Source organism: uncultured Leifsonia sp. (genome assembly GCF_945957465.1).
Classification (GTDB): domain Bacteria; phylum Actinomycetota; class Actinomycetes; order Actinomycetales; family Microbacteriaceae; genus Leifsonia.
In genome coordinates, this window is sequence record NZ_CAMFLC010000001.1 from 110,258 (window position 1) to 135,090 (window position 24,833).

Sequence of the window (24,833 nt, forward strand, 5' to 3'; positions counted from 1 at the left end):
TCCCCGGAAACAAATCCGAAAAGCGGCCGGTTTAGACTCCAGAGAGGACCGACCGGGAGGTGACAGTGACCACACTGACGACGGAGCTCTCCCCCGAGCTGGCCCGGGGCATCGACGAGGCCGCCTCGTTGCTCGCCGGCCGCACCTTCGCGGTCCTCACCGGAGCGGGGGTGTCGACCGACTCGGGCATCCCCGATTACCGCGGTGAGGGCGCCCCGAAGCGCACGCCGATGACGTTCCAGCAGTTCCTCGCCGACGACCGCTACCGCCGGCGCTACTGGGCGGGAAGCCACGTCGGCTATCGCCGCTTCGCCGCGGCGAATCCCAACGCCGGTCACCGGGCGCTGGCGGCCCTGGAGGCGGCGGGCGCCGCGAACGGGGTCGTCACCCAGAACGTCGACGGTCTGCACAAGCAGGCGGGCAGCCGGCGGGTCGTCGACCTCCACGGCTCGATGGATCGCGTCCTCTGCCTGGTGTGCGGTCAGATCTTCGCGCGCGAGGCGATCACGGCGCGCATCGACGCCGCCAACCCGTGGCTCGACGCCGAAGGCGCCGTCGAGATCGCGCCGGACGGCGACGCGATCGTGACCGACGTCGACTCCTTCGTCGTGCCCGACTGCACCGTGTGCGGGGGCCGGCTGAAGCCCGACGTGGTCTTCTTCGGCGAGTTCATCCCGGCAGAGAAGTACCGCGAGGCCAGCGCGCTCGTCCGCGGGGCCGACGCGCTCGTCATCGCCGGGTCGTCGCTGGTGGTCAACTCCGGCATCCGGCTGCTCGAGGAGGCAAGGCGCAGGCGCCTGCCCATCGTGATCGTCAACCGCGGCGAGACCAAAGGCGACGGCAGAGCCACCATTAAGCTGGACGGCGGGACCACCGAGACGCTGGTCGAGCTCGCACACCGGCTCGCCTAGCGCGACGCGCGTCCTTCGACGAAAGGACGTGCGTGACCTTCATCTCGCTCGTGCGGCACGGCCAGACCGACTGGAATCTGGCCAAGCGCATCCAGGGCTCCAGCGACATCCCGCTCAACAGCACCGGCCGCGAGCAGGCCGAGGCCACCGGTCGTGCGCTCGCCGGCGGTCGCTTCGACGCCGTCTTCGCCAGCCCGCTCAGCCGGGCGGTGGACACGGCGCGGATCATCGCCGGCCATCTCGGCCTCGGTGAGCCGCACCGCATCCCCGCGATCGCCGAGCGCCGCTACGGCGAGGCGGAGGGGCTGACCGGGGCGGAGATCCTGGAGCGCTGGCCGGAGGGGACGCCGGTTCCCGGCCGGGAGTCGCGCGAGGAGGTCGTGCAGCGTGCGCTCCCCGCGCTGCTGGAGCTCGGCGATGCGCACCCGGGCGAGAACCTCATCGTCGTCAGCCACGGGGGCGTCATCAGCTCGCTCGTGCGCCACGTGACCAACCACGCCCTCCCCGGTCCGGGGGAGGTCATCCCGAACGGCTCGGTGCACCGTTTCCGCTACGAGGACGGCCGGCTGACGCTCGATCGGTTCAACCTCGGCCCCGAGGACCACGACCTGTTCACGGCGTCGGTGCTCTGAGTCCGGTCGCGCGGGCTCCGCTCAGCGGCCGGGTCGCGGTGCGCGCGCAGCGGTGGCGGTCAGCACGGTCATGAGGTGCTCGGCGGAGGCGTCCCAGGTGAACCGCGCGGCCTCCCGTCGTGAGCCGGCCGACCGCTCCGCCCAGACACCCGGCTCCTCCAGGTGGCGCACACGCGCGACGAGCGCATCGGCGTCGTCGGCCGGGAAGTAGAGCGCCGACGACCCGCCGATCTCCCGGAAGATCGGGATGTCGCTCACGACCACCGGCGTCCCGAGGGTCATCGATTCGACGAGCGGGATGCCGAAGCCCTCGTCGCGGGAAGCGGTGACGAGCGCGGTCGCTCGCGCAAGGGTCTCGGCGTAGTCCTCGTCGCTGGCGCCGTCATGGAACACCAGCTGTGCGCCGGGGGCGAGGGCGGTGAGCCGCTCGCGCTCGGCCGGGGTCACCCGGCTCATCAGGTGCAGGCGGTAGTCAGGAAGCTGCGCCGCCGCGCGAACGAGGGTGTCCACGTTCTTGTAGGGCATGAACGACCCCATGTAGACGAGGCTCTTCGATTCGGGCTGCGTGCGAGCCGCGCGCTCCTCCGGGATCGCCGGCATGTCGGCCGCATTCGGGACCACGGAGACGGGACGGCGGGTCAGCCGGTGCTCGGCGATCAGAGACTTGGTCGTCCCGGACACCGTGACGACCGCGTCGGCACGGTTGAGGAGCAGTCGCTGCGGCCACCACGCCAGGTGATACAGCCTCCAGAGAACGCGCACGAACGCCGGCAGGTCGCGCGGCGGGGTCGGGTGGCGGTAGTAGATCAGATCATGGACGGTGAGTACGAGCCGGTAGCGTCTGCCGAAACCGCCCATCGTCTGCATGGGAGTGAACACGACATCCGGCTTCAGCTTGTTGACCCGGCGTGCGATCCACGGCTCGCCGACCGAGGTCGGCGACGCGATCAGCTCCCACGGGAGATCGGGCAGCAGTTCGAGCTGACGGTGGTCGCTGATCAGCATGGTGACCGCGTGCCGTTCGGCCAGCGCCGTCACCAGTCCGGCCGTGAACCGGCTGATCCCGTCGTGGCGGCCGATACGCGTGTAACGGCAGTCGAAGAGGATCTTCACCTGTCGTCCTCCGGGCGGTTCCGCTCGGCCCGCGCCGCGGAGCGCAGGAACTCCTCGATGGCGGTCGCGGCCTCCACCGGCTTCTCGTAGTGGATGAGATGCCCGACGTCGGCGATCTCGACGAGTCGTGCGTCGGGAAAGAGGCCGCGGAGCCGCCGCTCGGCCGCGATCGGCGTGATGTCATCGTCCACCGCGGCCACCAGGAGCGTCGGCTCGGGGATGCGTGCTGCGTACCCGCTGACGTCGTGCGACACCGACGCACGGAACGCCTCCAGCACGACCCGCCTGTCGCGGAAGGCCGAGAAGTAGCTGTCGTGCTGGCCGTGGATCCAGGAACGCAGCCCGCGATCACGCGTCTTGGCCATCGCTTCGCTCATGACCCTGACGATCACGCGGTTGCGCAGCAGCACGAAGCCGAGTCGTTCCGGCAGCGCCGCCGCCAGCCAGTAGTAGAAGATCGCGAGCCGCGTCAGCACCCCGCGCGGCCCGGCGAGCGCAGGCTGGCCGATGGGATTGACGAGCACGACCGCAGCAGGCCGCGCACCTCCCGCGTGGGCGAGCGACGCCGACACGACGATCGAGCCGAACGAATGGCCGAGGAGGACGACCCGCCCCTCGATGCCCAGCGCGGCCACGAACGCGCGCAGCCACTGCGAATAGCCGTCGATGTCGTGGGCGCGCTCGGTCATCGGGGTGGATTCGCCGAATCCCGGGAGGTCGGGCGAGATCAGCCGCAGACCGTGCAGCTGGGCCACGACGGGCTCGAGACCGTGGTGATCGCCTCGGAACCCGTGCACGAGCACCACCGTCGTGTCGGCGTCGGGGGCGCCGTACTCCCAGTAGTGCGTCATCCCGCCCAGCAGCGGGAGCTCGCCTTGCCGGACGGGAACCCGGCCGAGCGCCTCCGCGTACGGCGAGGCGGCGTACCGTGTCGTGGGGGTCATCGCCGTCCAGTCTAAGCGGCGCGGCCCGGCGCGCCGTGAATGTGCCGCAGGGACTGGACACAGCACGGCGCGCAGGTCCTAGACTTCTCTGGATGTAATCGCTTGCATGCCCCACGTGCACGACCCCCGGGCCCAGCGCTCGAAAAGGAGAACCGTGAGCTTCACCGCTCCCATCACGCTGCCCGGTCTGACCCTCGACCCCCAGTGGTACCGCCGCGCGGTGTTCTACGAGGTCATGGTCCGCTCGTTCGTCGACAGCAACGGCGACGGCTCGGGCGACCTCGCCGGGCTCACCTCCAAGCTCGACTACCTGCAGTGGCTCGGCATCGACGCGTTGTGGTTGCCGCCCTTCTTCCAGTCGCCCCTGCGCGACGGCGGGTACGACGTCTCCGACTTCAAGGCGATCCTCCCCGAGTTCGGAACGATCGACGAATTCCGCGATCTGGTGACCAAGGCGCACGAGCGCAACATGCGCATCATCATCGACCTGCCGATGAACCACACGTCCGACCAGCACGAGTGGTTCCAGCAGTCGCGCAGCGACCCAGAGGGACCGTACGGCGACTTCTACGTCTGGAACGACACCGACGACAAGTGGCCGGACATCCGGATCATCTTCGTCGACACCGAGGACTCCAACTGGGCCTTCGACGAGGCCAGGCGGCAGTATTTCTTCCACCGGTTCTTCTCGCACCAGCCCGACCTCAACTTCGAGAACCCCGCCGTGCACGACGCGATGTTCGACGTGGTCCGGTTCTGGCTCGATCTGGGCGTCGACGGGTTCCGCCTCGACGCCATCCCGTACCTGTACGAGTCGGACGAGGGCAACGGCGAGGGCGAGCCGCCCACGCACGAGTTCATCAAGAAGCTCCGGACGATGGTCGACCGCGACTACCCCGGCCGGATGATGATCGCCGAGGCCAACCAGTGGCCGCGCGAGGTGGCGGCGTTCTTCGGCACCGAAGACGAGCCGGAGTGTCACATGGCCTTCGACTTCCCGGTCATGCCGCGCATCTTCTATGCGCTGCGCAGCCAGCAGGCGAACGAGCTCATCCGCGTGATGTCGGAGACGACCGACGTCCCCGACGGCTCGGCGTGGGGAGTCTTCCTGCGCAACCACGACGAGCTGACGCTCGAGATGGTCAGCGAAGAATACCGGCAGGCGATGTACGGCTGGTACGCCTACGACCCGCGGATGCGCGCGAACATCGGCATCCGCCGCCGCCTCGCCCCGCTGCTCGACAACTCGCGCGCCGAGCTCGAACTCGCCCACGCTCTCCTGTTCTCGCTGGCCGGGAGCCCGTTCCTCTACTACGGGGACGAGATCGGGATGGGTGACAACATCTGGCTGCCCGACCGCGACAGCTCGCGCACCCCGATGCAGTGGACGCCTGACCGCAATGCCGGTTTCTCCACAGCGGACCCGGGGAAGCTGTTCCTCCCGATCGTCCAGTCGCTGGTCTACCACTACAACCAGGTCAACGTGGAGGCGCAGCTCGCGCAGTCCCGTTCGCTGCTGCACTGGATCCGCAACGTCATCCACGTGCGCAAGGCGCACCCGGTGTTCGGGCTCGGCGACATGCGCGTCCTCCCGACCGATCACGAGTCGGTGCTGGCGTTCGTGCGCAGCTATGCGGGCAGCGGCACCCACTTCGGCGACCAGCCCGAGGACGTGCTGTGCGTGTTCTCGTTCGCGCACAACCCGGTCTCGGTGACCCTCGAGGCTCCCGAGTTCGCCGGCGCGGTGCTCTACGACCTCTTCGGCGGCGCCGAGTTCCCGACCGTCGCCGAGGACGGCCGGTTCACGCTGACCCTGGGCACGCAGAGCTTCTACTGGCTCCACATCGAGCCGCGCCGGGCGTAATCTGCTCGCCGAGGGGCACGTCAACGCCCGCAGAACGGCCTTTTCGGGACGTCTACGTGCCCCTCGGTGCGCGTTCGCGCCGCGCCGGGCGTAATCCGCCGCGGTGACGGAGGTCGTTCCTACGCTGGCTGCATGAGCGACTGGCATCACGAACTCGGCGTCTTCGACCTGGAGACCACGGGCGTGGATGTCGAATCGGCGCGGATCGTGACGGCCCATGTCGGCCTGCTCGGCGAGGACGGCGAGGTGAAGCACGGTCGTTACTGGCTCCTCGACCCGGTGGTGGAGATCCCCGCGGAGGCGACAGCCGTGCACGGCATCACCACCGAGCTCGCCCGCGAGAAGGGGATGGACGCCGGCGCCGGCGTCGAAGCGATCGTCGATCAGCTCCGACGGCTGTTCGACCGCGGGATCCCGGTCGTCGCCTACAACGCGCCGTACGACTTCACGCTGCTCGACCGCGAGGCGCGCCGCCACGGGATCGAGCCGCTCGACTCCCCCGGCCCCATCATCGACCCGCTCGTCATCGACCGGGCGGTCGACCGGTACCGGCCGGGCAAGCGCACCCTGACCGTGACCGCGACCCATTACGGGGTGGAGCTCATCGCCGCGCACGACGCCGGCGCCGACGCGATCGCCGCCGGCCGGCTGGCTCAGGCCATGGTCCGTGCGCACGGCGAGGTGCTCGCCATCGCGGCCGCGGAACTGCACACCAAGCAGATCGACTGGTGCCGGGAGCAGGCCGCCGACTTCCAGGAGTACATGCGCCGCGCCCGCGACCCGGAGTTCACGGCCTCGGGGCTGTGGCCGATCCGGTGAGGCTGCTGCACGCTCCCCGACCTGGGGCCTAGCTGCGCGTCAGCTGCGCCGCTAATCTCGGTGCCATGAGCGATCCCAATCTGAACCCGCAGCCTCTTCCGCCGCAGCAGCCGCAGCAGCCGCAGTACGGCGCGTATCAGCAGCCGCAGCCGGCCGGTTACAACACGATGTCCATCGTGGCATTCATCCTGGCGTTCTTCGTGAGCATCGTCGGCATCATCCTGGGCTTCGTCGCCCTCTCCCAGATCAAGCGGACCGGCGAGCAGGGCCGGGGTCTCGCCCTGGCGGCCGTCATCATCGGCTTCGTCGAGGTCGCCATCGGGGTCCTCATCTTCATCTTCGTGCTGATCGCGCTCGGCATCGCCGCGTCGCAGGGGAACACGACCTACTGAGCAGCGACTTTCGTCACGAATGTCGACTTTCGTGCCACGAAAGTCGACATTCGTGACGAATCACGCGCTCTAACGCGAAAGACCCCGCCCATGATGGGCGGGGTCTTTCGCGGTGCGGCTTACTTGCCGAAGTTCTTGTAGCGCGTGTTGAACTTCTCGACGCGACCGGCCGAGTCGAGGATGCGCTGCTTGCCCGTGTAGAACGGGTGCGACTCGGACGAGATCTCGACGTCGATCACGGGGTAGGTGTTGCCGTCCTCCCACTCGATCGTCTTCTCGCTGGTCACGGTGGAGCGGGTCAGGAACGTCGCACCCGATGCCAGGTCGCGGAAAACCACGGGGGCGTAGTCGGGGTGGATGCCAGTCTTCATGAGGACTTCCTTGTTGCGTAGTGTTCGGTCGGTCGTGTCGGCACGCGAAAGCGCGATGACGGGAAGCTTTTCGGTTCGCACCTGCCGCGGAACGGACTCGATGAGGGTGAACCAGCTATCGAGTTTAGCAGATGTGTCAGTCGGCCGTCGCCTGACGCGCCCGGGCAGTGAAGCGACCTTCGGCCTCGGTGAGCTCGACAGCGATGCCGAACGTCTCGCTGAGCGATTCGCTGGTCAGGACGTCCTCGATCGCGCCCTGCGCGGCGATCGTGCCGTCTTTCAGCAGCAGCGCACGGTTGAACCCGACCGGGATCTCTTCGACGTGATGGGTGACCATGACGATGGCCGGCGACTTCGGGTCGCTCGCATAGCCGCCGAGGAGCTGCACCAGTTCTTCACGGCCGCCGAGGTCGAGGCTCGCGGCCGGCTCGTCGAGGAGGAGGATCTCCGGGTCCGTCATCACCGAGCGGGCGATCTGGACGCGCTTCTGCTCCCCGTCGCTCAGGCTGCCGAAGCTGCGCTCCGCGAGGTGCTCGAGGTGCCACTCGGCGAGCACCCGGCGGGCGCGACGCTCGTCGATCTCCTCGTAGAGCTCGTTCCAGCGGCCGGTGACGGCGTAGGCAGCGGTCATCACGACGTCGAGCACGCGCTCGGTACGCGGGATGCGCCGGGCCAGCGCGGTGGAGGCGAAGCCCAGCAGAGGGCGAAGCTCGGACAGGTCGCTGTGGCCGACGGTCTCGCCCAGCACGACGGCCTCACCCGACGACGGGTGGAGGGCGGCGGCGGCGATCTGCAGCATCGTCGTCTTGCCCGCGCCGTTGGGACCGAGGATCACCCAGCGCTCGTCCGGCTCCACCGTCCAGTCGACGCCTTGGAGGACGGGGTTGCCGTCCCGGACAACGGACACGTCGTGAAGTCGGAGAACACTGCCAGCCATGCGGTCTAGCCTACCGGCGTCACGAGGACGTCACTGACCGGTAGATCGCGCGGGTCTGCTCGGCGATGGCCGTCCAGCTGAACTCCGTCTCGGCGCGCAGCCGGCCTGCCGCTCCCATCCGCGCTGCGCGCTCGGGATCGCTCACGACCTCGGTCAAGGCCGCCGCGAGGTCGCGGACGAACGCGTCTGGATCGGTGGGTGTTCCCGTACCGTCCTGCAGCTGCTCGATCGGGACCAGCCGTCCGGTGACCCCCTCGACGATGACCTCGGGGATGCCGCCCGTCGCGGTCCCGACCACGGGCAACGCGCAGGCCATGGCCTCCAGGTTCACGATCCCCAGCGGCTCGTAGATCGACGGGCACACGAAGACGGTGGAGGCCGTCAGTGCCGCCCGCAGCTCGTCGTTCGGAAGCAACCGGTCGATCCACACCACGCCGTCGCGCTCGGCCTTGAGGCCGTCCACGAGCCCGGTCACCTCAGCGAGGATCTCCGGCGTGTCGGGCGCTCCCGCGCACAGGATCAGCTGCACCTCCGGCGGCAGCAGCCGGGCGGCCCGCAGCAGATACGGGAGGCCCTTCTGGCGCGTGATCCGGCCCACGAAGATCACGGACGGCCGGTCAGGATCGATGCCGAGGGCGCGCGCCCTGTCACCGTCGTGCAGCGGGGTCCAGCGCTCCAGGTCGATGCCGTTGTAGACGACCGTGACCTTCTCGGGGTCGAGCGACGGATAGGAGGCGAGGATGTCGCGCCGCATCCCGCCGGAAACGGCGATCACCGTGTCGGCGGATTCGAAGGCGGTCTTCTCGATCCAGCTGGACACCCGGTATCCGCCGCCGAGCTGCTCGGCCTTCCAGGGGCGCAGCGGCTCGAGGCTGTGCGCGGTGACCACGTGCGGCACGCCGTGCAGGAGCTTCGCCAGATGGCCGCCCGCATTGGCGTACCAGGTGTGCGAGTGCACGACGTCGGCGCCGCCGCAGTCCTGCGCCATCTGCAGATCCACGCCGAGCGTGCTGATCGAGCCGTTGGCGCCCGCGAGCTCCGCCGGCACCCGGTAGGCGAACGTGCCGGCCTCGTCGCGCGGCTCGCCGAAGCAGCGTACGCGCACCTCCGTGTCCGTTCGGAGAGCACGGACCAACTCGGTCACGTGGACCCCGGCACCGCCGTAGATGTCCGGCGGGTACTCCTTGGTCAGAAGATCAACGCGCATGTCGAGAACGCTAGTACAGCCCCCCGGTTGCCTCTACTGTGGTGGCTATGGCAGCAGGCAAGAAGATCTTCGGCATCGTCCTCGCAGGTGGAGAGGGCAAGCGGCTGATGCCGTTGACCGCCGACCGCGCCAAGCCTGCCGTGCCGTTCGGCGGCCAGTACCGCCTGATCGACTTCGCCCTGTCGAACCTGATCAACTCCCAGCTGCGCCAGATCGTCGTCCTCACCCAGTACAAGTCGCACAGCCTCGACCGCCACGTCTCGCAGACCTGGCGCCTCGACGGGATGCTGAACTCCTACATCGCGTCCGTGCCCGCGCAACAGCGTCTGGGCAAGCGCTGGTTCAGCGGCTCGGCCGACGCCATCCTCCAGAGCCTCAACCTGTTGCGCGACGAGCGACCCGACATCGTGGTGGTCGTCGGCGCCGACCACGTCTACCGCATGGACTTCGGCCAGATGCTGCAGGCGCACATCGACTCGGGGGCGGCTGCGACCGTCGCGGCGATCCGCCAGCCGATCTCGCTCGCCGACCAGTTCGGCGTCATCGAAGTCGACGGCCAGGACACCTCCCGCATCGCGGCGTTCCGCGAGAAGCCGAAGGATCCCATCGGGCTGCCGGACTCCCCCGGCGAAGTGCTCGCCTCGATGGGCAACTACGTCTTCGACGCCGACGCCCTCATCGACGCCGTGATCCGCGACGGCGACCGCCCGGACTCCAACCACGACATGGGCGGCGACATCATCCCGGACTTCGTGTCCCGGGGCGAGGCCGGCGTCTACGACTTCAACAACAACGACGTGCCGGGATCCACCGACCGCGATCGCTACTACTGGCGCGACGTGGGGACGATCGACTCGTTCTTCGAGGCGCACCAGGACCTCATCTCGGCACTGCCCGTGTTCAACCTCTACAACCGCGAGTGGCCGATCTTCAGCCAGGTGCTCAATTCGCCGCCGGCCAAGATCGTGCGCGACGGCCGCGGAGCCCTGGGCACGACGATCGACTCGATCGTGTCGCTGGGTTCGGTGATCTCGGGCGCGCACCTGGAGCGCAGCGTGCTCGGCCCCTGGGCCACGGTGGACTCGGGTGCCAAGGTGGTGGACTCGGTGGTGTTCGAACGCGCCGTCATCGAACCGAACGCCTTCGTCGGGCGGGCGATCCTCGACAAGGACGTCGTCGTGGCCGAGGGCGCGCGCATCGGGGTCGACCCCGACCGCGACCGCGCCCGCGGATTCACCGTCACCGAGTCGGGCATCACGGTCGTCGGCAAGGGCGTGAACGTCGTCCCATGAGCACCGGCTATCCCCACGACGGCTCCCGTCCCTCCGAGCGGGCCGCCCGGTTCCTCGTCGTCCTCGACGCGGACTCCACTCTCATCCATGACGAGGTCATCGAGCTGCTCGCCGAGGAGGCCGGCACGCGCACCGAGGTCGCCGACATCACCGAGCGCGCGATGCGCGGCGAGCTCGACTTCGAAGAGAGCCTCCGCGAACGGGTGAGCACGCTGGCCGGTCTGCCGGTGGAGGTGTTCGAGCGCGTCGGTGAGCGCATCCGCGTCACCGACGGCGTCCCGGAGCTGATCGCCGGCGTACAGGCCGCGGGGGGCGAGGTCGGCGTGGTCTCCGGAGGCTTCCACGAACTGCTCGACCCGCTGGGCGACCGGCTCGGGCTCGACCACTGGCGTGCCAATCGCCTCGCGGTGAGCGACGGGGTGCTGACCGGCGAGGTGGACGGCCCCGTCGTCGACGCCGCGGCGAAGGCGCAGGCGCTGCTCTTCTGGGCCGCCGAATGCGGCGTGCAGCTGCGTCAGACCGTGGCCATCGGCGACGGTGCGAACGACCTGAGGATGATGGCCGAGGCGGGACTGGCGGTGGCCTTCAACGCGAAGCCGCGTGTGCGTGCCGAGGCCGACCTCGTGATCGACCGGCAAGACCTGGCGCAGGTACTGCCCCTGCTCGGCCTCCGTGGCTGAGCCCGACACGCGGTGACCGCACCGGCGCACCGCTCGAGAGTCACGCCCCTCGCACTCGCAGGGTCAGTGGCCCATGCCGAGGCCGCCGTCGACGGGGATGACCGCGCCGGAGACGTAGCCCGCGTCGTCGCCCGCCACCCAGGTCACGACACGCGCGACCTCGTTCGGCGACGCGAAGCGCCCCGCGGGGATGTTCTTCTTGTACTCGGCCTGCTGCGCCTCGGGCAGCGCGGCCGTCATGTCGGTCTCGATGAAGCCGGGCGCGACCACGTTGGCCGTGATGCCGCGGCCGCCGAGCTCCCGCGTGATCGAGCGCGCCATGCCGACCAGGCCGGACTTGCTGGCCGCGTAGTTCACCTGCCCGGCCGAGCCGTACAGGCCGACGACGCTCGAGATCAGCACGATGCGACCCCAGCGGGCCTTCAACATGCCCTTCGAAGCGCGCTTCACGACCCGGAACGCCCCGCCCAGGTTCGTCTCGACCACCGAGTCGAACTCCTCGTCGCTCATGCGCATGAGCAGGGTGTCCTTGGTGATGCCGGCGTTGGCCACGACCACTTCGACCGGGCCGAGCTCGGCCTCCACCCGGGTGAACGCGGCGTCGACGGATGCCCCGTCGGTGACGTCGGCGCGCACGGTGAGGGACCCCTCAGGACCTTCACCGGACCGGGCGGTCACGGCCACGCGGTGCCCCTGCGCCAGGAACTCCTCGGCGATCGCGTAGCCGATGCCGCGGTTGCCTCCGGTGACGAGAACGGTGCGTGGCGTGGTCATGGAGGCGGTCCTTTCGACGATTCGGCCCCGTGCGGGCCGGGTACCAGTTTATGGACGTACTCTTGAGACAACGCACATGAAGCAGACACGCCCGTCCATCACGAATCTCCCGCTCTCCCCGGACGAGGAGCGCAAGCGCCGGATGATCAAATACTCCGTCGCCATGGGAGTACGCATCCTGTGTCTGATCGTCGCGCTCATCGTCGGCTGGCCCTGGGGGGCGATCCCCTTGGTCGGGGCGGTCTTCCTGCCGTACTTCGCCGTGGTCATCGCCAACGTCGGAGCCGAGCCGCATGAAGCAGAAGCACAGCGTCCGGGCAATATCCTTCCGATGACGCCGCCCTCGCCTGGAGGGCACGGCGACCGACAGGAGGACGAGTGATCGGACTGGGCGAACCCGACCCGCTCACCTGCTCGCGTGCCGGCTGCCGCCACACCGCGTCGTGGCGGATCGAGTGGCGCAATCCGCGCATCCACACGGCCGACCGGGTGAAGGTGTGGCTCGCCTGCGACGAGCACGTCGACTTCCTGCGCGAGTTCCTGGCCGCGCGCGAGTTCCCGGTCGACGTCGTCCCGGTCGCACAGGATGCCGGCGAGAGGACGAGCGCGTGACCGCCACCGAGCGCCCCGAGCGGCAGGACGCCGATCGGCGCGAGCCCGCGGACTCCACCGAGGACGCCGCGCGGCCCGCGGCCGGCTGGGGCTTCGCGTTCTCACGGCGCTGGCTGGGCTACCTCGCCTTCGCGATCGTCTTCGCGATCGCGTGCGGATTCCTCTCCAACTGGCAGCTCGCCCGCAGCAAAGAGGCCGCGGCCGCCAACGCGCTCATCTCGCAGAACTTCTACTCGCACCCCGTGCCGCTCGCCGAGGAGCTGCCGTCCCTGACGGCCTACTCCCCCGACCAGGAATGGACGCGTGTCACCGTCACCGGCACGTATGAGAAGGACGAAGAGCTCCTGGCACGCAACCGGCCCTTCAATGGCAGCCCAGGCTTCGAGGTGCTCACCCCCCTGCGCACCGCGGACGGCGCGCTGTTCATCGTCGACCGCGGCTGGGTGCCGACCGGCAGCAACACCGATGCGCCCGACCAGGTGCCCCCTGCCCCCTCGGGCACGGTCACCGTCGTCGCGCGCCTGAAGGCCAGCGAGCCGGCCATCCAGGGCCGCACCGGTGTCGGCAGGCAGGTGGGCACGATCCAGCTCTCGGTCGTCAAGCAGAAGGTGGGCGGCGCGGATGTCTACACCGGCGCCTACGGACTCCTCGAGTCGCAGAAGCCGAGCCCGGCCAGCGCACCGACGCCGACGGTGACCGATCCGCCGACACAGGACGAGGGGTTGCACTGGTCGTACATGATCCAGTGGATCATCTTCGCCCTCATCGGCTTCTTCGGTCTCGGATACGCCCTGCGCACCGAGTACCGCAAGCGCAACGAGCACGACCCGGCCGAGCAGGCCCGCGCCGCTGAACGCGCCCGGCGCCGTGCAGCGAAGCGCAGCGATGCCGATGTGGAGGACGAGCTCCTCGACGCGGGGTCCGCGCGAGATGTGCGGCAGCTGTAGCGTCTGAGCGCCGCTAACGCATCATGTGGCGCACATCCCGCGGGTCAGGCCAGCGAGATGAGCTCCAGGTAGTCCCTGTTCCAGTGGTCCTCGACGCCGTCGGGGAGGATCAGGACGCGCTCGGGGTTCAGGGCCTCGACCGCGCCCTCGTCGTGGCTCACCAGGACGACCGCACCCTCGTAGTGCGCGAGCGCGTCCAGGATCTCGTCGCGGCTTGCCGGGTCGAGGTTGTTGGTCGGTTCGTCGAGCAGCAGCACGTTCGCCCCGGAGACCACGATCATCGCCAGCGCCAGGCGCGTCTTCTCGCCGCCGGAGAGCACCCCGGCCGGCTTGTGCGCGTCATCGCCCGTGAACAGGAACGATCCCAGCACCTTGCGGGCCTCGGTCTCGGTGAGCGACGGCGACGACGACACCATGTTCTGCAGCACGGAGCGCTCGACATCGATCGTCTCGTGCTCCTGCGCGTAGTAGCCGATCCGGAGGCCGTGGCCCGGTTCGACCTCGCCGGTGTCGGGCTGGTCCACGCCCGCGAGCATCCGCAGCAGGGTGGTCTTGCCCGCACCGTTGAGGCCGAGCACGACGACCTTGGAGCCGCGGTCGATCGCGAGATCGACGGCCGTGAAGATCTCGAGCGAGCCATAGCTCTTCGACAGGTCGGAAGCCTGCAGGGGCGTCTTGCCGCACGGGGCGGGCGTCGGGAAGCGCAGCTTGGCGACCCGATCGACCTGGCGCACCTCGTCCAGGCCGGCGAGCAGCTTCTCGGCGCGCGCCACCATCTGGTGCGCGGCCGCAGCCTTGGTCGCCTTGGCACCGAACTTGGCCGCCTGCAGCTGGAGGGCGCTCGCCTTCTTCTCGGCGTTGGCGCGTTCCTTCTTGCGACGTTCCTCGTCGGCCGCGCGCTGGCGCTGGTAGTTCTTCCAGCCCATGTTGTAGATGTCGATCACCTGGCGGTTGGCGTCGAGATAGAAGACCCGGTTGACCGTCTCGCCCACCAGTTCCACATCGTGCGAGATGACGATGAAGCCACCGGAGTAGCTCTTGAGGAAGTCGCGCAGCCAGACGATCGAATCGGCGTCGAGGTGGTTCGTCGGCTCGTCGAGGATCATGGTGCGGGCATCCGAGAACAGGATGCGGGCCAGCTCGATCCGGCGACGCTGGCCGCCGGAGAGGGTCTTGAGCGGCTGGTCGAGGATGCGGTCGGGCAGGTTCAGGTTGGACGCGATGGAGGCGGCCTCCGCCTCGGCGGCGTACCCGCCGAGGAGGTGGAAGCGCTCCTCCAGACGCCCGTAGGTCTTCATCGCCGCGGCGGACACGTCGGCGTCGTCGCTCGCCATGTCGTGCGTCGCCTTGTGCATGCCGAGGACGATCGTGCCGAGTCCGCGCGCATCCAGGATGCGCGTACGGGCCAAGTCGTCGAGGTTGCCCGAACGCGGGTCCTGCGGCAGGTAGCCCAGCTCGCCCGAGCGGTCGACCTTGCCGGCCGTCGGCAGCAGGTCGCCGGCGAGCACTTTCGTGAGGGTGGTCTTGCCGGCTCCGTTCCGGCCGACGAGCCCGATCTTGTCGCCGTCGGCGACGCGGAAGCTGACATCCTCCATCAGCAGTCGCGCTCCCACGCGGAGTTCGAGATCGTGCACGGCGAGCACAGCGGTGTTCCTTTACATTCGGTAGACAGCGATCCGCTCCGGAGTTCTGCACGCGACGCGCCGAGGCGCGACGTACACAACTCCGGAACGGATGGAGGCGGCCGGGCTAGATGGCGAAGCCGAGAGCGCGCATCATGTCGCGGCCATCGTCGGTGATCCGCTCAGGACCCCACGGCGGCATCCACACCCAGTTGATGCGGAAGGCTTCGACGATGCCGTCGAGGCTCTCGGCGGTCTGCTCTTCGAGCACGTCCGTGAGGGGGCAGCCGGCGCTTGTGAGGGTCATCGAGATGATGAGGGCGTTGTTCTCCTCATCCCAGGCCAGGTCGTAGATGAGGCCCAGGTCGACGACATTGATCCCGAGCTCCGGGTCCATGACGTTCTTCAGCGCCTCTTCGACCTCGTCGAAAAGCGCCGGGCTCAGCGTGGCGGGCATGTGGGAATTCTACCTCCGGAGCCTTACGCCTCGGCCAGCTCGGCCGCCGCGGCCGACGCGGACTCGGGAGCGTCGACGAAGCGGTCGTAGCCCTCCTCCTCCAGACGGTCTGCGAGCTCCGGGCCGCCCTCCTCCGCGACCCTGCCCGCGACGAACACGTGCACGAAGTCGGGCTTGATGTAGCGGAGGATGCGCGTGTAGTGAGTGATCAGGAGGATGCCCAGGCCGGTGTCGGCCTTGGCGCGGTTCACGCCCTCCGACACGACCTTGAGCGCGTCGACGTCGAGGCCGGAGTCGGTCTCGTCGAGCACCGCGAACTTGGGCTTCAGCAGCTCGAGCTGCAGGATCTCGTTGCGCTTCTTCTCGCCGCCCGAGAAGCCCTCGTTGACGTTGCGCTCGGCGAACGAGGAGTCCATGCGCAGCCGGCCCATGGTCTCGCGGACGTCCTTGACCCACGTGCGGATCGCGGGAGCCTGGCCGTCGATGGCGGTCTTCGCGGTGCGGAGGAAGTTGGTGTTGGTGACGCCGGGGATCTCGACCGGGTACTGCATGGCGAGGAAGAGGCCGGCCCGGGCGCGCTCGTCGACGGTCATCGCCAGGACGTCCTCGCCGTCGAGTGTGATCGTGCCGCCGGTGACCGTGTACTTCGGGTGGCCGGCGATCGTGTAGGCGAGGGTGGACTTGCCCGAGCCGTTGGGGCCCATGATGGCGTGGATCTCACCCTCGCGGATGGTCAGGTCGACGCCGTTCAGGATGGGCTTGGTGCCCTGGTCCGTCTCGACGGTGACGTGCAGGTCGCGGATCTCGAGGACTGACATGTGCTTACTGAATCTCTTTCGTGACGGTGGGGTCGATGTAGACGTCTCCGTCGATGACCTCGACCTGGAAGACGGGGACCGGCTCGTAGGCCGGGAGGTTGAGCGGCTTGCCGGTGATGAGGGAGAACTGGGAGCCGTGCGCCCAGCATTCGAGCGTCTCCCCCTCGACGAAGCCTTCGGACAGCGAGATCTCGCCGTGCGTGCAGGTGTCGCCGATGGCGTGGATGTCGCCGGCCGAGTCCTTCACGACGGCGATCGGGATGCCGTCGACGACCACGCGGATCGCCTGGTTCTCGACCAGTTCGACCGCCGTGGCGACGCGGGTGCCGGCCATCAGCTCGCCGCCGTGACCGACACGGCGAGCTCCGACTCGATCGCCGCCTGCAGACGCTCCTGCAGAGCGGGCGAGCCGATCTGCTGCACGATCTCGAACAGGAAGCCGCGCACGACGAGGCGGCGCGCCTCCTCCTCGGGGATGCCGCGCGACTGCAGGTAGAAGAGCTGCTCGTCGTCGAAGCGCCCGGTCGCGCTCGCGTGGCCGGCGCCGACGATGTCGCCGGTCTCGATCTCGAGGTTCGGCACCGAGTCGGCTCGGGCGCCGTCGGTCAGCACGAGGTTGCGGTTCTGCTCGTAGGTGTCGGTGCCGACGGCCTTCGGGCCGATGAGCACGTCGCCGATCCACACCGTGCGCGCGCCCTCGCCCTGCAGCGCGCCCTTGTACGTGACGCGGCTGCGGGTCTCGGGGCCGTCGTGGTGCACGTACACCTGCTGCTCGAGGTGCTGCGTGGCATCGGCGAAGTAGGCGCCGAGCAGCTCGGCGTCGGCGCGGGCGCCGGTCAGGTGCGCCGACGGGTTCAGCCGGACGACGCCGCCACCCAGCGTGACGGCGACGTGCTTGAGGCGGGCGCCTTCGGCCAGCTCGGCGAAGTGGGCGGAGACGTGGAGGGCGTCGTCGTCCCACTCCTGCACCGACACGACCGTGAGGTCGGCGCCGGCGCCGAGCAGGAACTCGACGTTCTCGGTGAGGTGAGCCGCACCGCTGTTCTGGAGGATGAGCGTCGCGTGGGCGCCAGCGGCGACCTCCACGACCGTGTGCGCCGCGCGCGCGCCATTGCCGAGCGCCGCGCGGGTCAGCGTGGCCTCCTTGACGTCGTCGCCCGTGATGGAAACGAGCAGCGCCTGCTCGAAGTTCGTCCAGGCGTTGGCGGACGCGCGGTCCTCCGGGATGCCGGCGGCGCCGATGCGGGCGTCGTCACGGCCGATCCAGGAGGCGGTCACGCCCGGGGCGGCGGTCAGGTCGAAGACGTACGGGGCGCCGTCGAGCTCGCCCGAGATCAGCTCGGCGAGCCGGGCGACCGGCGTGTGCTTCCACATCACCTCGCGGCCGGTGACGTCGGGGAAGTCGGCGACGTCGGTGGAGGTGAACCGCTCGGAGCGGGTCTGGACGGGCACGGGCGCGCGCATGTGCGTGGGAGCCGGCGCGGCCTCGGCGTTCTGCGGGTTCTGCTGCAGGGTGGCAGAGGGCGTCGGGGTACTGGGGGTCGTCATATCAGCCGACAGAGCCTTCCATGCCCATCTCGATGAGCTTGTTGAGTTCGAGTGCGTATTCCATCGGGAGCTCGCGGGCGATCGGTTCGATGAAGCCGCGGACGATCATCGCCATGGCCTCGTCCTCCGGGAGTCCCCGGGACATCAGGTAGAACAGCTGCTCCTCGCTCACGCGCGACACCGTCGCCTCGTGCCCGAGCTGCACGTCGTCGACGCGGATGTCGATCGCCGGGTAGGTGTCGGAGCGCGAGATGGTGTCGACCAGCAGCGCGTCGCAGCGCACGGTGTTGGCGGCGTGGTGCGCATTCGCGTCCACCCGCACCTCGCCGCGGTAGCCTGCCCGGCCCCCGCCGCGTGCGATCGACTTCGAGACGATCGACGACTGCGTGTACGGCGCCATGTGGATCATCTTGGCGCCGGCGTCCTGGTGCTGGCCCGGGCCCGCGAAGGCCACGGAGAGCGTCTCGCCCTTGGCGTGCTCGCCCATGAGGTAGATCGACGGGTACTTCATCGTCACCTTGGAGCCGATGTTGCCGTCGATCCACTCCATCGTCGCGCCCTCGGCGGCCGTGGCGCGCTTGGTCACGAGGTTGTAGACGTTGTTCGACCAGTTCTGGATGGTCGTGTAGCGCACGCGGGCGTTCTTCTTGACGATGATCTCGACCACCGCGGAGTGCAGCGAGTCGGACTTGTAGATCGGAGCGGTGCAGCCCTCGATGTAGTGCACGTAGCTGCCCTCGTCGGCGATGATGAGCGTGCGCTCGAACTGGCCCATGTTCTCGGTGTTGATCCGGAAGTAGGCCTGCAGCGGGATCTCGACGTGGACGCCCTTGGGCACGTACACGAACGAGCCGCCGGACCACACGGCGGTGTTCAGCGCCGCGAACTTGTTGTCGCCGGCGGGGATGACCGTGCCGAAGTACTCCTCGAAGAACTCGGGGTGCTCGCGCAGCGCCGTGTCGGTGTCGAGGAAGATCACGCCCTGCTGCTCGAGGTCTTCACGGATCTGGTGGTAAACGACCTCGGACTCGTACTGGGCGGCGACGCCGGCGACCAGGCGCTGGCGCTCGGCCTCCGGGATGCCGAGCTTCTCGTAGGTGTTGCGGATGTCCTCCGGCAGGTCCTCCCAGCTCTGGGCCTGCTTCTCGGTGGAACGGACGAAGTACTTGATGTTGTCGAAGTCGATCTCGGAGAGGTCGGCGCCCCAGGTCGGCATCGGCTTGCGCTCGAAGAGCTGGAGGGCTTTGAGCCGACGCTGCAGCATCCACTCTGGCTCGTTCTTGAGTGCGGAGATGTCTTTCACCACCTCGGGAGAGAGCCCGCGACGCGCGGAGGAACCCGCTGCGTCGGAGTCCGCCCAGCCGAACTCGTACTGCCCGAGGCTCGCGAGTTCCGGCCGGTCGATCAGGATGTCTGACATATCTACCTCGTTTCCTACCACCCTCAACCGGATATCATTCCGGCTCATTCCGCTCTCGGCGTGCGTCTGCCTACGCTTCGAGCGTCCTGATTGTGCGGGTGGCTTTGCTGCGAATGGTCACAGTGCGTACCTAGACTGGTCGAGGACGCGGGCGGCAGTGCCCCGGCCGCCGGCGAGGAAACGCCTGCGGACACGCGCACGGTGGCGCGTTTCTCGAACCCACCAATTCTACAGGTGCGGCGCGGTATTAGTAGAGGCGCGCCTGCACGTTGGCCGAGTATCGAACGAATCCGAGGAATCCAGGAACTATGAAGCGCATCATCGCGTGGCTGCCCGACCGTGTGGATGGGCGGCTGAAAGTCATCGCCTGGGTGTATCTGGTGGGCCAGATCGTGCTGGTCGGCACGGGGGGCCTCGTCCGGCTGACCTCCTCGGGGCTCGGCTGCCCGACCTGGCCGAAGTGCACGGCCGACTCGCTGGTGAACACGCCCGAGATGGGCATCCACGGCTTCATCGAGTTCGGCAACCGCGTGCTCAGCGCCGGTCTGGGCGTCGTGGCGATCATCGCGTTCGTCGCGATCCTGCGACTGCGCAAGGAGCGCACGGACCTGTTCTGGCTGACACTGCTGGCAGGGCTGATGATCCCGGCCCAGGCCGTTGTCGGCGGCATCTCCGTATGGAGCCACCTGAACCCGTACGTGGTGGGCCTGCACTTCATCGTCTCGATCGCGCTGGTCGCGCTCTGCACCGCCTTCGTCGTCCGCGTGTACGCGGTGCCCGGGCCGCGCGTCCGCGCTGTGCCGGGCTGGTACGCGGGTGTCGCCCACCTGACGAGCTTCTTCGTGGCGCTGACCATCGTCTTCGGCATCCTCACAACGGGCTCCGGCCCGCACGCGGGCGACGCCAACGCGCCGCGCAACGGCCTGAACCCGGAGATCCTGGAGCACGTCCACGCGATCCCGGCCTACGTGACCTTCGCCCTCACCCTCGTGCTCGTGGTCGGCGCCTGGCGCATCCGGACGACGCCGCTGCACCGGTTCACGCTGCTCCTGCTCGCGGTCGAGCTCGTTCAGATAGCCGTCGGCCTGATCCAGTCGAACACCGGGCTGCCCGGGGTCCTCGTCGGCATCCACATGACCCTGGCCGCGACTCTGGCCGCCACGATGACCGCCGTCGTGCTGTCGCTGAAGGCTTCTGCGCCGCACGACGAGGTCGCCGCCGGCTCAGCCGCCGAGTCGGTCGCGGCTTAGCACACCCGTCAGCGCTTCGCGCTGCTCGTCGCGGAAGTCGACCGTGTGCGGCTCGACTCCCGCGAAGTCGAACCCCACCGATTCGGCGAGATGTCGGCTCACCTCGTTGCCCGGGAGGTACTCCCAGTGCAACCGCTCGAAGCCGAGCCCCTCCGGGTCGAGCGCGTGCGCGCAGACCGCGGTGAGCGCCTCGGTCATCACTCCCCTGCGCCGAGCGGCGGGCGTGAGCCAGCAGCCGACCGAAGCGGACCCGGGTGCCTCGTCGCGCCGGACCTCGACCACGCCGACGAGCGGGCGCGTCTCGCCTTCCCGGACCGCCCACACGGTGAAGCGGCCGCTGGCCAGCCCGTGCGGGCTGTAGGAGCGCACGAAGAACTCCGCGTTCTGTCGCGTGTACGGCTCGGGGAGCGGTATCCAGCGCAGAACGTCGGGGTCGCTGCAGGCTTGGAAGACGGCCGGGATGTCGCTTTCGCGCGGCGAGTCGAGGACCAGCCGCGCCGTCCTCAGCGCCTGCACGCTCAGAACGGTAGCAGCGGATCGATCGCGACGGCCAGGAAGATCAGGGTGAGGTAGGCGATCGAGCCGTGGAAAACGCGCATCGGCGAGACGCGCTCATGGCGGATCGCCAGGTTGTAGAGCCGGTGCGATTCGTAGAGGAACCAGCCGCCCGCGCCCAGCGCGACCACCGAGTAGACCATCCCCATGTGCCCCACGGGGATGAGCAGCAGCGAACAGGCCACCATGGCCCACGCGTAGAGGACGACCTGCAGGCCGACGACTGTGCGACCACGCACCACGGCGAGCATCGGCACGCCGGCCTCCTTGTAGTCTTCGCGGTACTTCATCGACAACGGCCAGTAGTGCGGCGGAGTCCAGAGGAAGATGATCCCGAAGAGGATGACGGGCGGCCAGGCGAGCGAGCCGGTGACGGCCGCCCAGCCGATCAGCACGGGCATGCAGCCGGCGACGCCGCCCCAGACGATGTTCTGGGCGGTGCGACGCTTGAGGATCAGCGTGTAGAAGACGACGTACAGCAGGATGGCGCCCACGGACAAGGCCGCCGCCAGCCAATTGGTGAAGAAGCCGAGCACGAGAACGGACGCGGCGCCGAGGGCCCACGCGAACACCAGTGCCTCGCGGTCGCTCAGCTCGCCGGTCACCAGCGGGCGGTTCTTGGTGCGCCGCATGACCCGGTCGATGTCACGATCGATGTAGCAGTTGAACGCACCGGCGGAGCCGGCGGACATGTAGCCGCCCACGACCGTCGCCAACACCAGCCAGAGGTTGGGGATGCCGCCCGCGGCCAGGATCATCGTCGGGACGGTGGTCACCAGGAGCAGTTCGACGACCCGGGGCTTGGTGAGGGCGATGTACGCCTTGACCTTGCGCGCGACCCCGATACGGCTCGCCGGCTCGACACGGGTCTCTACAGCGACGTCCATTGCTCCTCGGGTGATGTCGACGGATGGGCCAGAACGGTCCCGTGCAAGTCTACGACACGTCTACAGGTCGTAGAGGTTCAGTGGGAGGGGGTGCGGCGGGGCCGGGCCAGAATCCCCAGAAGCGGTCGTCGGTGACGGCGTCGGCAGCCGGGGACGGCGACGGCTCGCTCGGCGTGGGCTGCAGAGACTTCCATCTGTCTTCGACGCGCTTTTCAGCCCAGGTGTCGATGGAGGGGTGGGTGGAGCACTCGGACGCGACAGTAATGGCCACGACACGGCTGGTTACGCCGAGTCCGTAGTACACCCCGTCGGACCGCGTGGCGCGGATCGAGATGTCCATCTCACCTGTGGGCGACTTCCAATCGACCGTCCGTAGAACCGTGAACCCTTCGCTCTCCCAGTACGCGGTCAGCTTGTCCGCGATCGGATGTGGGTCGTACTCGAACGCGACATGCGAAACAACGTTGTCGACCTGGTGAGCGGTCTTCGACCCAACGGTCCCACACGGCGGCAGGCTCACTTCCTCCGCGGCCGGGTCCCAGGGTTTGTTGTCTTGAAGCCCGCCGAGGAACCATCCGTCGGTAACGCCGGTGGCGGCGATGGCGGCGTTGGTGAGGTCCGCCCACTGGTTCAGCAGTTCATCGATCGTCTTCTGCGGGGTGCCCGGGCTTTGCGGGGCAGGGTCACTCAGAGCGGGAAAAGACATACACCCTCCTAAAGCCGATATCGTCACGGCTGCGACGGCCGCCACAGCGCACATTCTCACTCTTCGACCCGCCACGACGCCCGACCTCGCGTTCATCGGGTGGCCTTCAACCCGCCGACGACGCTCCGGGACAGGCCCATCGTTGTGAAGCCCGTGTTCCGCAACGCCTCCGTACCCTCGTCGAGGTAGCCGAAGCCTTCCGGCGCGATCCCGTTGAGGGGGTTCAGGCCGTCGATGTGCTCGCCGACCGTGCTGTGGCCTTTGGTCTGCTTCAGCACTTCACCATTGGGCAGTACGGCGCCTTCGGCGGAGAACGACTGCGCGCCACCCATCGATTGCGGCTGGTTCAGTACTCCTTTGAGGGGCATTGCTACTGCGGTGCCCAGGTTGGTGAGCGCTTCGGGGTTCGGCTCCGCGCGTCCGCCCATCGCCGAGCCGAACGGTGCGAGGAAGTCCAACTCGGCCGCGGTCGTGTAGATCGAGGGCCGCCCGCCCGCCTGTTTCACGTGAAGGTCCGACAGCGAGGACACTACCTGGGTGTCGATCCCGGCCGAACCGAGCATCGTGAAGGAGTCCACCGTGTGCTTGACGTGCGTCAACGCATCCGCCGCCGTCGTCGTGCCATACGAGTGCGCCACCACCGCCACATACGGGAACGGAACTGACGGGTGCGCGGCCCGGGTGGCGTGCGTCCCGTCCAGCTCGTTCGCGAACCGCCACGACCCGTCCTGCGCCAACGCCGGCGTGTTCACGCTCACCAGATCCGGAGTGTCATACCCCAACCAGCCCACCACAGCGTGGGAACGATCTGCGTCGAGTCTCTTTTGCTCTCGATACAGGTTTTGCGCGGCACGCGACCAGCTTTCGGTCGCGTCCGCCGCGTCGGAGTTCATCCCCGGCGCCGCCCACGTCACCGTGTCCGCCGTATCCAGATCCCCGTACCCGACCGCGACCATCGGCACCTGCGCATCCAGGTTGAAACACACCAACGACGCCAAAGGATCGGAGAGAACCTTATTAAGCGCGTCGAGCACCTTCTGCTGTTCCGGAGTATGACCTGCACTGTCCTTGAGCCTCAGATAGACGTCCAGATTGCACCGATGCCTCACCCCATACGGCAGCCCCGCCAGGTTCCCCAGTACCCCCGGCGCCGCCGTCTGCAACGCCTCCCTCGTCTCCTCGCCCAGCCCCGCCCACCACTTCGCGACCGTGTCCGGCGACGGCGGATGCTTCCAGAACTCCTGCGCCAGGTCCGGGTCCTCCGCGAGGAGCACCGCCAACTCCTCCGGAGTCAACCGCTTCAGCGTGTCCATCAGCGACGCGTTCACGCTCGCCGTGACCGAGATTCCGGACAGCTTGCCGACGATCAACGCGAAGGCCGTCAGCTCCGGCTGCGGCGTCGGGGCCAGAGCGCCGTGCAACGCGTCGTCGAGCTTCCTGGCGAACGCCCCTTCAGCGGCGTCATAGTCCTGCTTCGCCCGCTCGGCCCGCCGCTTCGCGTCGTCCAGCCGCTCCTGCGCGTCTCGGATCGTCAACCGCGCCGTCGCCAGCTTCTCGCTCCCGTCTTGCTCCTGGCGGCGAGCACGCGTCACATCCACGTGCGCGGGCGCCGACGAGCCCGGCGGCGGCTTCTCGCGCGAGTTGTACGCCTTCTCCAGCGCACGCAGCGCGGCCGACAGCGCAGCCTGCTCGGCACCCAGCGTCGCCACCAACGCCTCTGCGGTCTCCAGATCCGCCACCGCATCCTCGGCGTCCAGCAACGCCCGATCCGCCTCGCGCTGTGCGTACTCCAGCGCCATCGACCACGCTTTCGCCGCCACCGCACCCGCATTGTGCTGCTCGGCCGCCTTCAGGGCCGCCGCCGACAGCGCACGCAACCGGTCTGAGAACACCTGCGCGGCGAGGCCGGACCACGACGCCGGCCCGAGGTTCGTGTCCAGGACCTTGCGGGCCGCTTTCGACTGCACCTCAAGCCGACCAGACCACGTATCCAAGTGGGAGACCAGCGCCTCCACCAGCTGCAGATCGCCCGGCGTCGGGTCCGTCTCGAACCCCACCGGCGACCAGTCTGCCCA

The 24,833-nt window shown here is 68.6% G+C and carries 27 protein-coding genes; 11 read left to right on the plus strand and 16 right to left on the minus strand.

Annotated elements, in window-relative coordinates; translation table 11 throughout:
• The first annotated feature begins 65 nt into the window (after nucleotides 1-65).
• Both Q0Q23_RS00460 and Q0Q23_RS00465 read left to right on the plus strand, forming a co-directional pair.
• A complete protein-coding gene (locus tag Q0Q23_RS00460) occupies nucleotides 66-911 on the plus strand; it encodes a Sir2 family NAD-dependent protein deacetylase (protein ID WP_295117642.1) in 846 nt (281 codons plus the stop codon).
• Between the two features lie 32 nt (nucleotides 912-943).
• Nucleotides 944-1,543, plus strand: coding sequence for a histidine phosphatase family protein (locus Q0Q23_RS00465; protein WP_295117646.1), 600 nt, complete (start codon nucleotides 944-946; stop codon nucleotides 1,541-1,543).
• A 21-nt stretch (nucleotides 1,544-1,564) separates the two neighbouring features.
• Here the strand turns inward: Q0Q23_RS00465 and Q0Q23_RS00470 are convergent, their stop codons facing one another.
• Both Q0Q23_RS00470 and Q0Q23_RS00475 read right to left on the minus strand, forming a co-directional pair.
• Nucleotides 1,565-2,656: a glycosyltransferase family 1 protein gene (locus Q0Q23_RS00470; RefSeq protein ID WP_295117649.1), complete on the minus strand. Its 1,092-nt coding sequence runs from the start codon at nucleotides 2,654-2,656 to the stop codon at nucleotides 1,565-1,567.
• On the minus strand, nucleotides 2,653-3,600 hold the full coding sequence (locus Q0Q23_RS00475; RefSeq protein WP_295117651.1) for an alpha/beta fold hydrolase: 948 nt from the start codon (nucleotides 3,598-3,600) through the stop codon (nucleotides 2,653-2,655). Before Q0Q23_RS00475 ends, Q0Q23_RS00470 begins: the two co-directional genes overlap by 4 nt.
• A 154-nt stretch (nucleotides 3,601-3,754) precedes the next feature.
• Here Q0Q23_RS00475 and treS point away from each other — a divergent pair, with 154 nt between their 5' ends.
• The 3 genes from treS to Q0Q23_RS00490 all read left to right on the plus strand — a co-directional run bounded on the left by treS (nucleotide 3,755) and on the right by Q0Q23_RS00490 (nucleotide 6,675).
• Entirely contained in the window at nucleotides 3,755-5,464 is a 1,710-nt protein-coding gene (gene treS / locus Q0Q23_RS00480; RefSeq protein ID WP_295117653.1) for a maltose alpha-D-glucosyltransferase, read from the plus strand.
• Between the two features lie 132 nt (nucleotides 5,465-5,596).
• Complete coding sequence (locus Q0Q23_RS00485; RefSeq protein ID WP_295117656.1) at nucleotides 5,597-6,283, plus strand: 3'-5' exonuclease; 687 nt, start codon at nucleotides 5,597-5,599, stop codon at nucleotides 6,281-6,283.
• Between the two features lie 65 nt (nucleotides 6,284-6,348).
• Nucleotides 6,349-6,675 carry a DUF4190 domain-containing protein gene (locus tag Q0Q23_RS00490; protein WP_295117659.1) on the plus strand — a complete coding sequence of 109 codons (327 nt, stop codon included), beginning with the start codon at nucleotides 6,349-6,351 and terminating at the stop codon, nucleotides 6,673-6,675.
• Between the two features lie 119 nt (nucleotides 6,676-6,794).
• Here the strand turns inward: Q0Q23_RS00490 and Q0Q23_RS00495 are convergent, their stop codons facing one another.
• From Q0Q23_RS00495 to glgA, 3 genes are all read right to left on the minus strand, one after another.
• A complete protein-coding gene (locus Q0Q23_RS00495; protein ID WP_055916022.1) occupies nucleotides 6,795-7,046 on the minus strand; it encodes a type B 50S ribosomal protein L31 in 252 nt (83 codons plus the stop codon).
• Nucleotides 7,047-7,182: 136 nt separating this feature from the next.
• A complete protein-coding gene (locus tag Q0Q23_RS00500) occupies nucleotides 7,183-7,983 on the minus strand; it encodes an ABC transporter ATP-binding protein (protein WP_295117664.1) in 801 nt (266 codons plus the stop codon).
• Nucleotides 7,984-8,002: 19 nt separating this feature from the next.
• Nucleotides 8,003-9,190: a glycogen synthase gene (gene glgA, locus Q0Q23_RS00505; protein ID WP_295117667.1), complete on the minus strand. Its 1,188-nt coding sequence runs from the start codon at nucleotides 9,188-9,190 to the stop codon at nucleotides 8,003-8,005.
• A 47-nt stretch (nucleotides 9,191-9,237) separates the two neighbouring features.
• Here glgA and Q0Q23_RS00510 point away from each other — a divergent pair, with 47 nt between their 5' ends.
• On the plus strand, nucleotides 9,238-10,482 hold the full coding sequence (locus Q0Q23_RS00510) for a glucose-1-phosphate adenylyltransferase (protein ID WP_295117671.1): 1,245 nt from the start codon (nucleotides 9,238-9,240) through the stop codon (nucleotides 10,480-10,482).
• Nucleotides 10,479-11,162, plus strand: a complete 684-nt coding sequence (serB, locus tag Q0Q23_RS00515; RefSeq protein WP_295117674.1) for a phosphoserine phosphatase SerB — start codon at nucleotides 10,479-10,481, stop codon at nucleotides 11,160-11,162. Before Q0Q23_RS00510 ends, serB begins: the two co-directional genes overlap by 4 nt.
• Before the next feature lie 63 nt (nucleotides 11,163-11,225).
• On the opposite strand, the gene fabG is transcribed toward serB, so the two are convergent.
• A complete protein-coding gene (gene fabG, locus Q0Q23_RS00520; RefSeq protein WP_295117677.1) occupies nucleotides 11,226-11,936 on the minus strand; it encodes a 3-oxoacyl-ACP reductase FabG in 711 nt (236 codons plus the stop codon).
• Nucleotides 11,937-12,012: 76 nt separating this feature from the next.
• Here fabG and Q0Q23_RS00525 point away from each other — a divergent pair, with 76 nt between their 5' ends.
• The 3 genes from Q0Q23_RS00525 to Q0Q23_RS00535 are packed head-to-tail and all read left to right on the plus strand — an operon-like array spanning nucleotide 12,013 to nucleotide 13,495.
• Entirely contained in the window at nucleotides 12,013-12,318 is a 306-nt protein-coding gene (locus Q0Q23_RS00525; protein WP_295117679.1) for a DUF3099 domain-containing protein, read from the plus strand.
• Nucleotides 12,315-12,548, plus strand: a complete 234-nt coding sequence (locus Q0Q23_RS00530; protein WP_295117682.1) for a hypothetical protein — start codon at nucleotides 12,315-12,317, stop codon at nucleotides 12,546-12,548. Before Q0Q23_RS00525 ends, Q0Q23_RS00530 begins: the two co-directional genes overlap by 4 nt.
• Nucleotides 12,545-13,495, plus strand: a complete 951-nt coding sequence (locus Q0Q23_RS00535; RefSeq protein WP_363316226.1) for an SURF1 family protein — start codon at nucleotides 12,545-12,547, stop codon at nucleotides 13,493-13,495. The genes Q0Q23_RS00530 and Q0Q23_RS00535 overlap by 4 nt, the downstream gene beginning before the upstream one ends.
• 44 nt (nucleotides 13,496-13,539) lie before the next feature.
• Here Q0Q23_RS00535 and Q0Q23_RS00540 read toward each other — a convergent pair whose 3' ends face one another.
• From Q0Q23_RS00540 to sufB, 6 genes are all read right to left on the minus strand, one after another.
• Nucleotides 13,540-15,138 carry an ABC-F family ATP-binding cassette domain-containing protein gene (locus Q0Q23_RS00540; RefSeq protein ID WP_295117685.1) on the minus strand — a complete coding sequence of 533 codons (1,599 nt, stop codon included), beginning with the start codon at nucleotides 15,136-15,138 and terminating at the stop codon, nucleotides 13,540-13,542.
• A gap of 106 nt (nucleotides 15,139-15,244) precedes the next feature.
• Nucleotides 15,245-15,574, minus strand: coding sequence for a metal-sulfur cluster assembly factor (locus Q0Q23_RS00545; RefSeq protein WP_055916008.1), 330 nt, complete (start codon nucleotides 15,572-15,574; stop codon nucleotides 15,245-15,247).
• Nucleotides 15,575-15,597: 23 nt separating this feature from the next.
• On the minus strand, nucleotides 15,598-16,392 hold the full coding sequence (sufC, locus tag Q0Q23_RS00550) for a Fe-S cluster assembly ATPase SufC (RefSeq protein ID WP_295117689.1): 795 nt from the start codon (nucleotides 16,390-16,392) through the stop codon (nucleotides 15,598-15,600).
• 4 nt (nucleotides 16,393-16,396) lie between these two features.
• On the minus strand, nucleotides 16,397-16,726 hold the full coding sequence (locus Q0Q23_RS00555) for a non-heme iron oxygenase ferredoxin subunit (protein WP_295117694.1): 330 nt from the start codon (nucleotides 16,724-16,726) through the stop codon (nucleotides 16,397-16,399).
• Entirely contained in the window at nucleotides 16,726-17,856 is a 1,131-nt protein-coding gene (gene sufD / locus Q0Q23_RS00560; RefSeq protein WP_295118074.1) for a Fe-S cluster assembly protein SufD, read from the minus strand. The genes Q0Q23_RS00555 and sufD overlap by 1 nt, the downstream gene beginning before the upstream one ends.
• An 85-nt stretch (nucleotides 17,857-17,941) precedes the next feature.
• Nucleotides 17,942-19,360: a Fe-S cluster assembly protein SufB gene (sufB, locus tag Q0Q23_RS00565; protein WP_295117697.1), complete on the minus strand. Its 1,419-nt coding sequence runs from the start codon at nucleotides 19,358-19,360 to the stop codon at nucleotides 17,942-17,944.
• A gap of 308 nt (nucleotides 19,361-19,668) precedes the next feature.
• Between sufB and Q0Q23_RS00570 the strand changes: the two genes are divergently transcribed.
• Nucleotides 19,669-20,610 (plus strand): heme A synthase, encoded by a 942-nt coding sequence (locus Q0Q23_RS00570; protein WP_295117701.1) that lies wholly within the window; start codon nucleotides 19,669-19,671, stop codon nucleotides 20,608-20,610.
• Here the strand turns inward: Q0Q23_RS00570 and Q0Q23_RS00575 are convergent.
• From Q0Q23_RS00575 to Q0Q23_RS00590, 4 genes are all read right to left on the minus strand, one after another.
• Entirely contained in the window at nucleotides 20,584-21,126 is a 543-nt protein-coding gene (locus tag Q0Q23_RS00575; protein ID WP_295117704.1) for a GNAT family N-acetyltransferase, read from the minus strand. The genes Q0Q23_RS00570 and Q0Q23_RS00575 overlap by 27 nt on opposite strands.
• A gap of 2 nt (nucleotides 21,127-21,128) precedes the next feature.
• Nucleotides 21,129-22,052 (minus strand): heme o synthase, encoded by a 924-nt coding sequence (locus tag Q0Q23_RS00580; protein WP_295117706.1) that lies wholly within the window; start codon nucleotides 22,050-22,052, stop codon nucleotides 21,129-21,131.
• Nucleotides 22,053-22,101: 49 nt separating this feature from the next.
• Nucleotides 22,102-22,758 carry a hypothetical protein gene (locus tag Q0Q23_RS00585; RefSeq protein WP_295117708.1) on the minus strand — a complete coding sequence of 219 codons (657 nt, stop codon included), beginning with the start codon at nucleotides 22,756-22,758 and terminating at the stop codon, nucleotides 22,102-22,104.
• 92 nt (nucleotides 22,759-22,850) lie between these two features.
• Nucleotides 22,851-24,815, minus strand: a complete 1,965-nt coding sequence (locus tag Q0Q23_RS00590) for an alpha/beta hydrolase (protein WP_295117711.1) — start codon at nucleotides 24,813-24,815, stop codon at nucleotides 22,851-22,853.
• Between the last annotated feature and the right edge of the window lie 18 nt (nucleotides 24,816-24,833).